The sequence below is a fragment of the Sphingomonas sp. Ant20 genome, from assembly GCF_000783375.1.
Classification (GTDB): domain Bacteria; phylum Pseudomonadota; class Alphaproteobacteria; order Sphingomonadales; family Sphingomonadaceae; genus Sphingomonas; species Sphingomonas aerolata.
The window spans coordinates 1-10,464 of record NZ_JRVI01000158.1 but is presented as its reverse complement, the minus strand read 5'-3'; the positions used below and the strand labels follow the sequence as shown (position 1 = coordinate 10,464).

The following is a 10,464-nucleotide window of genomic DNA, read 5'->3' as shown; positions in this document are numbered from 1 at the left end:
ACGGCGCGACTCGTCGCGGCTCGCGGCGCAGCGCGGCACGCGCCACGGCCGCGTGCCGCAATGCCAGCAGGTCGGGATGGTCCGCCAGCGCTGCAGTCGCAGCCCGTGCTTGGGCTATCACCGCCCAGGCTGCAGCGTGATCCGTTCGCGCATGCCAGTCGTCGAACCGCGCACGCATTGCAGCGCTCGGGTCGCGGTCCAGCCGTTCGGCCCATGCCGCGGCTTCGATCATCACGGGATCGCTCACCGATGCCAGTCCTTCAGGCGTTCCGCGACATGCGCGAGCGCGCGTGCCTGGTGCTTCTCGGCGGCACGCGTCGAGATCGCCATGGCATGCGCGACATCGGCCATCTTCAATCCCTCCAGCATCCTGAGCACGAACACGTCGCGTGTCCGTTCGGGCAGTTCGGCAAGCGCACGCCGCAACGCGTCCGCGATGTACTTACTCGCCAAGACGCGGTCGGGCGCGAAATCCGAACCTTCAAGCGAGAGATCGTCGATTGGATCCGACAATCCCGCGCCCCGCGCCTGATTGCGCCGGGCCTGATCCTTCAGGACATTGGCCGCAGTGACGAAGATGAAGCTGTCATGCTGGCGAATGCCGTTCGGGTCTTCCAGCCGACTTAGCCTCAGGAAAACCTCCTGGACCAGGTCGGGGACGTCGTGCGGCGCGGACACACGCCGCGTGAAGTACCGGCTCAGCGGCAGGGTATAGGTCTCGACCAGCGTGCGAAGGATCGTTGTCCTTTCGCCAAGGCCGGACACTCGCTCCCCCTCCATAGCCATGACCGGTTTCTAATAGCCGGGTCTGTTACGTCAATGTGTCTCGCTGCTCGGTATTTGACGCGGTCAATCTTACGGCACTCAAAATCTATATCGATGCAGGCGAACGCGCAGTGTTTTAGAAGCCGTGAACACCGTTTTCTGGGTCGCTCGACGAGGCGTAGCTTGTCAGCGTTGCTTCTTTGTCGTCGTCGCGGTGAAATCAGGATCCTTCTTGGCGACCCAATCCACGAATTTGCGGACGGTGGGATCGGCGAGCAGCGCGTCGACATTCATGCCGTGGCGTTGCAGTTCGGAATTGGTGAAATTCGCCATCAAGGTCTGCTGGCAGATCGGATGCATCGGCACGACATCGCGACCGCCCCGGCTCTTGGGCACGGGATGATGCCAGACAATGGTCTTGCCGAGCGCGCGGCCGCAGAGCCAGCACGGCGCGACCGGTGCCGGGCCTTCCTCGTCTTCGCGATCGGGCTCCTCATACGGGGCATGTTTCGAATGTTTGCGGGCCATGTCGCTGCGTAATCTCTCAGTGGATGTTTGCACGCCGTAGCGGCGGGCCCGGCACCATTACACCTGCGACACGCAGGATGACCACAGGAACGGATGTCGGGATTGGGTGGGGTCGGTCCCGGGCCAGACGCTGCGCTTCGCACGGAGCGAACCCGTACGCGCGTTAAGACAGAGATCGTCGAGCGGCAGATCGGCCTTGCGCAGCGCCTGAGAAACCGTTCGTTTAAACTTCGTGGCTAAGACGACCCGATGCCGACGTCCTCCCCAGCGCCCCTGACGGCACCATCCGATTTCGGGCATAATGCGCTGGGGCGTGCCGTCAGGGGGTGTCGACGGCATCTGGTCTTCGCGGGTCTGTTCTCCGGATTGGTGAACATCCTGTACCTCGTGCCGTCGATCTTCATGCTGCAGGTGTATGACCGGGTCGTGCCCACGCGGGGCGGGACGACGCTGCTGCTGCTGACGCTGATCCTGGTGCTGGCGCTGGTCGTGTTCGCGATCCTCGACGCGGTGCGCATGCGGTTGCTGCTGCGCGCCAGCATGCGGCTGGAGCGTCAGGCGGCACCGGGGATCCTGCTGCGGATCCTTGGCACCGATGGCGCGACGACCGGCCAGCGCAGCCAGGCGATGCGCGATTTCGACACGGTGCGCGGGACGCTGACCGGGCCGACGATCATCGCGCTGTTCGATGCGCCCTGGGCGCCGATCTATATCGGCATCGCGTTCCTGCTCCATGTCTGGATCGGCGTGCTGGCGCTCGTGAGCGCGCTGCTGCTCGGCGGGATCGCGATCCTCAGCGACCGGGTGACCGCGGGGACCGCGCGCGACACGCAGGCCCGCGCGGTTCTCGCGACGCGCGAACAGGATGTGTCGATCCATGGGTCGGAGGTCGCGCGCGTGATGGGGATGCGCAATGCGCTGATCACCCGGCATCTGCTCGAGCGCGCCGAACTCGTCCGCCGTCAGGCCGCGCTCGCCGGGACCTCGGGGCAGTTTCTCGCGATCACCAAGTTCCTTCGCCTGCTGCTCCAGTCCCTCGCGCTCGCGCTCGGCGCGCTGCTGGCGATCCGGCAGGATATTTCGGGCGGTGCGATCTTTGCGGCGTCGCTGCTGCTGGGGCGGGCACTTCAGCCGGTCGAGCAGATCCTCGGGGCGATGAAGCCGCTCGCTGCCGCGCGCAATGCCTATCGCGATCTCGATGCCTTCTGCCGGATGCCGGGACCCGCGATCGACGCGACGACGCTGCCCGCGCCGACCGGCCGGATCGACGTCCGCGGTATCACGGTGCGCGCGGAAGGCAGCGACCGCGCATTGCTGTCGGACATAAGTTTCGCGGTCGCGCCCGGCGAGATCGTCGCGCTGGTCGGCCCGAGCGGTGCGGGCAAGTCGACGCTTCTGCGCGTGCTGTCGGGTGCGCTGTCGCCGGACGCTGGCGAGGTGCGGATCGACGGTGCGAGGCTCGCGGACTGGAACCGCGAACAGCTTGGCCGGCACGTCGGCTACATGCCGCAATCCCCGTCGCTGTTCCCGACCACGGTGCACACCAACATCTCGCGGTTCCAGTCGGTGCTGGCGGGTGAGAGCGAGCAGCTCGACGCCGCAGTGGTCGAGGCGGCACAGGCGGCGGGTGCGCATGAGGTGATCCTCGGCCTGCCCAATGGCTATGCGACGATGCTGAGCATGGCGGACGGGTCGGGGCTGTCGGCGGGGCAGAACCAGTCGGTCGCGCTGGCGCGCGCGCTGTTCGGTACGCCGACGATCCTGTTCCTTGACGAGCCCAACGCGCATCTCGACAGCGATGGTGAGGCGCGGCTGGTGACGACGCTTTCGACCCTCCGCGCGCGTAGCGCGACGGTGATCGTGTCGACGCATCGGACCGGGCTTCTGCAGGCGGTCGACAAGATCATGGTGCTGCGCAACGGCACGATCCAGCTGTTCGACGACCGCGCCAAGGTGTTGCGCCCGCCCAGCGCGGGACCCATCGCCGCAACCGGAGGCGCACGATGATTCCCGCCGAGCTGGCCAGCCCGGTTCCCGCCGCCGGTGGCGCAAGCCTCGCGGATCGCCTCCGCCTCGACGACTCCCCGCGGCATGCGATCCTGATCGGCGGGCTGGTCGCGATCCTGTTCTTCGTCGTGGGGCTCGGTTGGGCGGCGTTCGCGCGGCTCGATGCCGCGGCGGCAGGCGAGGGGCAGGTGGTCGTCGCGGGCAATCGCCAGACCGTCCAGCACCGCGAGGGCGGGATCGTCGCGGCGATGGCGGTGCGCGACGGCCAGCACGTCCGTGCAGGCGACGTCCTGTTCCGGCTCGAAGGCGCCGAAGTCACCGCGAGCGAGCGTGCGCTGGCCGCCAGCGTCATCGACCTCCAGGCGCAACGGGCCCGGCTCGAAGCGGACGTTCGCGGCGGCGAAGTCGTCTGGCCCGCGGACTTCGCGTCCGCACAGGGCGACGACCTCCGTCTCGTCGAGCGGGCGAAGTCGCTCCAGCTTGCGCAGCGGGCGGCACGCTCGGCCGCGCTTGCCGCCAATGGCGCGGTTCTTCGCCAGCAGGAGGCGACCGTCGCGCAGCAGACGACCGGCTTTAACGCGCAGGCTCAGGCGACCGCCCGCCAGCGCGCCTCGCTCCGGCAACAGCTCGACAGCACGCGGGCGCTTGCCGACCAGGGCTATGTGTCGCGCAACACGGTCCGTGCGATCGAACGCTCGATCCAGCAGCTCGAAGGGACCGACGCCGACTATGTCTCACGCTCGGCGGCCGCGCGCGAACAAATCGGCCAGACCCGCGCGGAAGGCGTTCAGACCCGCCGCAAATATGTCGAGGAGAGTGCGACTTTGCTGCGCGACACGCAGTTCCAGCTGAACGAGGTCTTGCCCAAGCTGGCTGCGGCGCGCGAACAGCTGGCGCGCACGATCATCCGCGCGCCGGTGGCGGGCCGCGTGGTGGGGCTGCGCGTATTCTCCGTGGGGGGCGTGATCCAGCCGGGGCAGGCGATCCTCGACATCGTTCCCGACGCTGCCCCTTTGGTGGTCCGTGCGAACTTCTCGCCGGGCGATATCGACGGGGTGTTTGCCGGGCGGGAGGCGGAGGTGAAGTTCCTGTCGCTGCACGAACGCGACCTGCCGATCCTGCTCGGCACGGTTCGTACGGTTTCTGCGGATTCGCTTCGCGACGAGCAGACCGGTCGCAGCTATTTCAGCGCGGAGGTCACCGTGCCGCGTGCTCAGATCGCCAAGATCGAGGCTGTGCGCGGTCGCGATACGGGGATCCGCGCTGGCGTACCGGTCACCGTCCTCGTCAAGCTGCGGTCGCGGACCGCACTCGACTATCTGCTCGATCCGTTGACCGAGGCCTTTTCACGGTCGCTTCATGAACGCTGAGAGGATCTGCCTCGCCGTCGCCATGCTGCTGCTGCCGGCCATGCCCGCGCTCGCGCAGACGGCACAGGAGGCAGCTACCGCAGCGCCCGAAACGCTGGGGCAGGCGATTGCCGACGCCTATCGCAGCAACCCCTCGCTCGAGGGCCAGCGCGCCCAGCTTCGCGCGCTCGACGAGCAGATCGTCCAGGCGGGGGCCGCGTACCGGCTGACTGCGGGCATCAACATGACGCTGCAATATCAGTCGCAGGACCAGCGCGGGCTGCTTGGCGGTTTCGATACGGCGCGGGGGCGGACCCTGGGGGCGTCGCTGACCGCATCGCAGATCCTGCTGAACGGCGGGCGGACCGCGGCGCAGGTGTCGGCGGCCGAGGCAACCGTGCTTGCCGGCCGTGAACGCCTGCGCGAGGCGGAGAACGCGATCCTGCTCGAAGTCGTTGATGCCTATGTCTCGGTGCGGCGCGACCAGGCGCTGGTGGCGATCCAGCAGCGCTCGCTCGACTCCTATGGGCGACAGGTGACCCAGGCGATCGCGCGCGAACGGGGTGGCGACCTGACCCGTACCGACATCGCGCAGGCCGAGGCGCAGCGCGAGATCATCCGCGCGCAGCTGGCGCAGGCGACGGTCAACCTCCAGGCGAGCCGTGGGCGGTTCGCGGCGGTCGTCGGGCGTAATCCGGGCACGCTGCTCGTGCCGCCGACGCTGCCCGGCCTGCCGCGCTCGCTCGATGCCGCGTTCGCCGTGGTGGAGAAGGAGAGCCCGAGCCTGTGGCAGGCGATCCTCGCCACCAAGGCGGGGGACGCGCGGATCGCGGCGCAGCGCGCCGAACGTGCGCCGATCGTCGCGCTGTCGGGAAGCTATGGCTATGGAAGCCCCTATTCCTACCGCCTGCGCGATGCTGGTGCACAGCGACCGGCGGGGTCACGGTGACGATGCCGCTGTTGACCGGCGGCGTGATCGGCTCGCGCGTCCGCGCCGCGGTCGCCGAACGCCAGCAGCTCGGGTTCGAGGTCGAGACGGCGCGGCGCGCCGCACTCGCCAATGCCCAGAACGCCTGGAACCAGGCGGTGGCGGGTGGCGAACAGATGGCGGCGGGGCAGCGCGCGACCGAGGCGGCGGAGTCGGCGCTCACCGGGGTTCAGCGCGGCTTCGCGGAAGGATTTCGCTCGAACTTCGAGGTGCTGGATTCGGAACAGCGCCTGCTGACCGCGCAACTCGTGTTCGTCAACACGACCTATGGAGCCTATGCCGCCGAGGCGCGGCTTTTGGCCACGCTCGGGCGACTGCAGGCGGCGGCGATCGATCAGGCGGTACCGGCCTATGATCCGGCGCGGAATACGCGGGTGGTGCGGGCCAAGACATTCGGGCCGTTCGATCCGATACTTGCGCCGATCGACCGCGCGCAGAAGCCCGCCGGCACCGCCCCGGCTGCACCGATGATCGCGCCCGCCACCGACGCACGAATCAGGCCGGCGGCCGTCCAAGCCTTGCCAGGGCCGATCGGCAATGTGCTGCCGATCGCGCCGGTTCCGGTGATTGCGGGCCCGGTCGCGGCCGATCTGAGCGATACGGTGGTCACGAGCGGAAGATGATCCGATCCGGCGTACTCGCGTCGGCTACCGCTCGATCAGTGTTCCGTAGAGTTTCTCATAGGCCCCGATGATCGTGTCGTGATCATAGTCGCGGCGGACGCGTTCGCGCATGGTTTCGCCCATTGCCGATCGCATTGCGCGATCGCCCGCGATCGCGAGGATGCCCGCCGCGGTCGCTGCGGGATTGACCAGCGGGGTGACGATGCCGCCATGGCCTGAGTCCGCCCCGCCGCGTCCCTCGATCATCTCGCGGCAACTTCCGACGTCGGGCGCGACCACGGGGATCCCGCAGGCCCCGCCTTCCAGGATCACCAGCGGTTGCGCTTCGGACAGGCTGGTGAGCACCAGCAGGTCGATCCTGGCCATCCAGTCCTCGATCCGCACGCGCCCCGCGAAGTGGAAGACCGGGGACAGGCCCAGATCCTCGACCAGCCGCGAGCATTCCGCAGCATATTCCGGGTCCTCGTCCTCGGGGCCGAGCACGACGAAGCGGATGTCGGGGCGTTCGGCATTCGCGATCGCGGCGGCGCGGATGAACGTCTTCACGTCCTTGATCGGGACCACGCGGCCGAGCAGCGCGACCAGCGGGTGTGCCGGATCGCGCTGGTCGGGAAGTGCGGCGAACCGCTTCGAATCGATCCCGTTGGGGATGACGCGGACCCGGTCGGCGGCCGCACCCAGCCGGCGCTGGACCGCCGTATTCTCGCCGTACAGCGCAACGATCGGATCGCAGCTGTCATAGCAGGCGGTCGCATAGCTGGTGAAGGCACGGACCCAGAGGTCGCGCAGGTCGCGTACGCTGCGTTCGAGCTCGAGCCCGGTGTCGACCTGATCGCCGATCCAGTCCGCCATCATCACCTCGATCTGGCGTTCGAGCAGGTAGATGCCGTGTTCGGTGATGAACGCCGGGCGCCCGGTCTCGCGCGCGGCGCGGGCGGCGAGCAGACCTGCGAAGCCGGTCGAGATCGTGTGATAGGCCTTGGCGCGCGGCAGGGGCGCCGTCAGCACCGCGAGCAACCCGCCGAGCAGCACGCGCATCGCCCAGAAATAATGATGGAACGAGGCCTTGGGCAGCATCGCCTGATAATGGCGCCTGAGCCGTGCGAAGACGGCCGGGTGCGACAGGATGTCACCGGGGGTAAGCGGTCGCGCGATGCCGCCGATCACGTCGATCAGCGTCGCCAGCCGCTCCGCGCCACCGGTTGCAACGAACGCGACCAGCGCGTCGGCTATCGGTACCGCGATCCGGTCCGGGATCGCGCGCGGCATCGCCGGCGCGGGCGCCAGACCGATTTCGACGACCGCGACGACGTTGGGCGGCGGGGCGAGCTGGAACGCGAGCAGCCCTGCACCCGGCTTGATCGCGGCGATCACAAACCTGACGTCGGGCAGATGCGTGATCAGATCCTGCAGCCAGCCGGATACGCCGCCGATCACATAGGGATAGGCGCCCTCGACGATCAGGCAGATGTCGGCGTCCGGCATGTCGAGCGGCGCGTGCCGGGACGTTTCGGCCAAGGCGGACAGCGGGATCATGCCACCGCGCCCGTCAGCCACCAGTTCGCCAGCGTCGTCGCGCCGCGGTCGTTCGCGCCGGTCGGACTATCGGCCCGGTCCACCGACGCCTGAATCGCGGTCGCCATCCAGTCGATCGCGTCATAATCGCCCGCGGCCCAGAACGCCTCGATCATCAACGCATCGCGCGTGTCCGCATGCCGGTTGTCCCCCCCCGTCCGATCCCGCGGCAGCCATCGTCGCAACCGCGTCCTCGCGCAGGTGGAGGCGCTGTGAGTCGGACAGCAGCACGTCCGAACGCGCGTGATCCCCGAGCAGCCGCGCCAGATTCGTCACGGCGTCCGGATCGCCGCCATCGGCAACGCGGGCTGACAGCCGCGCACGGGCGAGCACCAGATTTTCCGCGACGCGCGCCGACGCGGCCGCCGCAAGCGCGCGGATCGTCTGGTCGCTATCGGTCAGCGCCAGCGCGATGAGCGGCGACAGCGCGGGCTCGAAGGACCGCACCACGGTCTCCAGTGCCCGCCGCCGCTCGGCGACCGCGCCGTGACGCATGATCGTGACCAGCGAGCTCAGCGTATCGGGGGTGGCGTGATGAACCCGCCCGTCGAGCATGCGGGCCACCGCGAGACGCGCGCCGCGCTGTGCGGAACGCCCGGCAACAGGGCCGAACATCTCGTCGTCGGTCCGGTGTGCGGCAGGTCTGACGAAGCGAGCAAGGGGCAGGGCAACAAGCAGGCCAAGCGGGCCCGTCACACCCAGCATCGCCGCCGCAAAACCGGCCGCCGCACCGCTGCGGAGCCACAAAGTGAGCCCAATCCCGCTAGCCACGACATGGACTGCGAGCGCCCAGCCGGCCGCAAGTTCGAAAAGCCAGCACGCCGTCAGGACGACCATCTCCAGCAGCGCGAGCGCAGCGAGGCGGTGGATCACGCGACCAGCCCGGCGGCTCTGACCGGCCGCTGGGTTGCGTGAAGCGTATCGGCGAGCAGCGGCGTCAGCCAGGCGGCGATCTCGGTCATTTCGGCGGTACGGCTCGCGTTCAGCGTCTCGAACGGCAGCGCATGTAGGACCAGGCACCCGACAAGTTCGCCGGTCTTCAGATCGGGCAGCGCGATCGCGGCGACGCCGATACCGTCGAGCAGGCTACGATCGCTGCGCTTCGCGACGTGCAGGATCCCGTGGGGCCGTGCCATCCGCTCCATCAACGTCGCTGGCAGGGTGTCGCGCCGTCCCGCGGTAACCGGCCCGCGGATCCATGCGCGGGCCTCGTCACTGGTCATGCGGTAGCAGGTGAAGTCGGGGGTTCGTGCGGCAAGCGCGATCAGTTCGCTGATTGCGCCACGTCGTTCAGCCAGGTCCTGCGAACAGAGTCGCGCGGCCGTCTCAATCGCATGGCCGACGGTATGCGCCTCGGTCGCGATCTGCACCTGCAACAGCCGGTTGGTCCGCGACAGCGCCGCAAACGCCTCGGTCAGCCGCGCCAGGTTCCGCGCCGCAACCCCGCCGCGCTTTTCCAGCCGATCGTGCCGTGCGGTCCGCATGATCGTCACCTCGCCGATGACTCCGGCAGCGACGAACCACATCAATGGCTGGAGCGACAGATGGAACAGGTGGTCGAGATAGTCGCGCGCGCCCGTGTCGTCGTGGACATGCGCGAGCCATAGCCCCGACGCGATTCCCGCCGCGAGGACGCCGGGGCCGGTGCCATAGGCGAGCGCCATGACCAGCACCGGCAGCCAATAGGGGTTGGGCTGGACGCGCGTGAACCCGGTTTCGCCCGTCAGCCACCAGTCGAACGCAGCCAGCACGGCGAAGGTGAGGGTGATCTCCAGCGCGATGCGCACGGGGCGTCGCCACCGGGTCTGCCATTTTGGCGCAGCGTCGTCGTGCGTCACTGCGTATCCCCGAGGCTGCGTGTCAGCAGCGCGCGCGCATAGAGCTGGCGACCTGCAAACCCCTGCCGCGCGATCGACGTGATGCCGCCGCTGCCCTCGACCCGCCACGCGACCGCGATCGGGGCGGCGAGGCCGAGGCTGGCGGTGGGGCCATCACCGCCGAACCGATCGACAGTCCAGCCCGCGAGCGCGGTCATCTGCACCGCGCCGACCGCGCCACTGGCGAGGCCTTGGATGGTGTGGTTCTCGCGGGTGGCCAGCGGGATGACGGCAAGGCGGTCTGCGCCAAGCTGCATACGCTGAACATATTCCGCGTCGAAGCGGTAGGTCAGCCCGAGCGCCGGGAACTGGCGGCGAATGAGATAATCCACCCCGGCGCTCGCGACGATGGTGTCGCTTGCACCGCTACCGGTTGCGAGGCCGTACCGGTAGGCGCCGAAATCTCCTTGCGCGACCACGCCCGGCGTCAGGCGGTAGGTGACGCCGATCAGCGCGCGCGAGAGATATCCTCCCGCCAGCACCTGCGCCGGGGTCGAATAGTCCGGCATGTGGCGGCTCAAGGTCGCGCGGAACTGAGCGTCGGCGGCCCCTGCCGTAATCCTGGCACCGCCACCCGTCACCGCATCGTCGAGCGCGGCGGAGGCGAAGAGCTGGATGCGGACCGCGCCGTCGAACGCTGCGGCCAGCGAGGCGTCGACGACGGTGTCGCCGGATCGCACGGTCGGCGCGGCGGTGGCGACGTTGCTGACGAGATGGCGAACGCCGCCTCCCACGTCGAGCGTGCCGCCGAC

The 10,464-nt window shown here is 68.8% G+C and carries 11 protein-coding genes and 1 pseudogene; 4 read left to right on the top strand and 8 right to left on the bottom strand.

Going from position 1 to position 10,464, the window contains the following annotated elements:
• The 3 genes from NI18_RS16405 to NI18_RS16395 form a co-directional block, all read right to left on the bottom strand.
• Nucleotides 1-247, bottom strand: a 247-nt coding sequence (locus NI18_RS16405; protein WP_037531506.1) for a hypothetical protein, incomplete at its 3' end; no start/stop codon positions are given.
• Nucleotides 244-765, bottom strand: coding sequence for a sigma-70 family RNA polymerase sigma factor (locus NI18_RS16400; RefSeq protein ID WP_306286472.1), 522 nt, complete (start codon nt 763-765; stop codon nt 244-246). The genes NI18_RS16400 and NI18_RS16405, both read right to left, overlap by 4 nt.
• A 186-nt stretch (nt 766-951) precedes the next feature.
• Complete coding sequence (locus NI18_RS16395) at nt 952-1,293, bottom strand: hypothetical protein (RefSeq protein WP_031439936.1); 342 nt, start codon at nt 1,291-1,293, stop codon at nt 952-954.
• A gap of 249 nt (nt 1,294-1,542) precedes the next feature.
• On the opposite strand from NI18_RS16395, the gene NI18_RS16390 reads away from it, so the two are divergent.
• Genes NI18_RS16390 through NI18_RS16375 form a run of 4 tightly spaced genes read left to right on the top strand, consistent with a single transcriptional unit; the run spans nt 1,543 to nt 6,260 of the window.
• A complete protein-coding gene (locus NI18_RS16390) occupies nt 1,543-3,300 on the top strand; it encodes a type I secretion system permease/ATPase (RefSeq protein WP_084215254.1) in 1,758 nt (585 codons plus the stop codon).
• Entirely contained in the window at nt 3,297-4,670 is a 1,374-nt protein-coding gene (locus NI18_RS16385; RefSeq protein ID WP_037531502.1) for an HlyD family type I secretion periplasmic adaptor subunit, read from the top strand. Before NI18_RS16390 ends, NI18_RS16385 begins: the two co-directional genes overlap by 4 nt.
• The gene (locus tag NI18_RS16380) at nt 4,660-5,598 is read left to right on the top strand and encodes a TolC family protein (protein WP_084215253.1); all 939 of its coding nucleotides are present in this window, start codon (nt 4,660-4,662) and stop codon (nt 5,596-5,598) included. Before NI18_RS16385 ends, NI18_RS16380 begins: the two co-directional genes overlap by 11 nt.
• A 2-nt stretch (nt 5,599-5,600) precedes the next feature.
• The gene (locus tag NI18_RS16375; RefSeq protein WP_037531498.1) at nt 5,601-6,260 is read left to right on the top strand and encodes a TolC family protein; all 660 of its coding nucleotides are present in this window, start codon (nt 5,601-5,603) and stop codon (nt 6,258-6,260) included.
• 24 nt (nt 6,261-6,284) lie between these two features.
• Here NI18_RS16375 and pelF read toward each other — a convergent pair whose 3' ends face one another.
• From pelF to NI18_RS25210, 5 genes and pseudogenes are all read right to left on the bottom strand, one after another.
• Complete coding sequence (pelF, locus tag NI18_RS16370; protein ID WP_306286471.1) at nt 6,285-7,817, bottom strand: GT4 family glycosyltransferase PelF; 1,533 nt, start codon at nt 7,815-7,817, stop codon at nt 6,285-6,287.
• Complete coding sequence (locus NI18_RS25215) at nt 7,793-7,951, bottom strand: hypothetical protein (RefSeq protein ID WP_157840567.1); 159 nt, start codon at nt 7,949-7,951, stop codon at nt 7,793-7,795. Before NI18_RS25215 ends, pelF begins: the two co-directional genes overlap by 25 nt.
• Nucleotides 7,917-8,708: a hypothetical protein gene (locus NI18_RS16365; protein WP_052149265.1), complete on the bottom strand. Its 792-nt coding sequence runs from the start codon at nt 8,706-8,708 to the stop codon at nt 7,917-7,919. Before NI18_RS16365 ends, NI18_RS25215 begins: the two co-directional genes overlap by 35 nt.
• Nucleotides 8,705-9,673, bottom strand: a complete 969-nt coding sequence (locus tag NI18_RS22540) for a hypothetical protein (RefSeq protein WP_128082287.1) — start codon at nt 9,671-9,673, stop codon at nt 8,705-8,707. Before NI18_RS22540 ends, NI18_RS16365 begins: the two co-directional genes overlap by 4 nt.
• Nucleotides 9,670-10,464, bottom strand: a pseudogene (locus NI18_RS25210) (hypothetical protein); the annotation flags it as partial. The pseudogene NI18_RS25210 and the gene NI18_RS22540, both read right to left, overlap by 4 nt.

Bases quoted from the DNA above. Each gene is read 5' to 3' on its own strand.
- NI18_RS25215 (WP_157840567.1), bottom strand. From the start codon at position 7,951: ATGATCGAGGCGTTCTGGGCCGCGGGCGATTATGACGCGATCGACTGG.
- NI18_RS16395 (WP_031439936.1), bottom strand. From the start codon at position 1,293: ATGGCCCGCAAACATTCGAAACATGCCCCGTATGAGGAGCCCGATCGC.
- NI18_RS16390 (WP_084215254.1), top strand. From the start codon at position 1,543: ATGCCGACGTCCTCCCCAGCGCCCCTGACGGCACCATCCGATTTCGGG.
- NI18_RS16375 (WP_037531498.1), top strand. From the start codon at position 5,601: ATGCCGCTGTTGACCGGCGGCGTGATCGGCTCGCGCGTCCGCGCCGCG.
- NI18_RS16385 (WP_037531502.1), top strand. From the start codon at position 3,297: ATGATTCCCGCCGAGCTGGCCAGCCCGGTTCCCGCCGCCGGTGGCGCA.
- NI18_RS16380 (WP_084215253.1), top strand. From the start codon at position 4,660: ATGAACGCTGAGAGGATCTGCCTCGCCGTCGCCATGCTGCTGCTGCCG.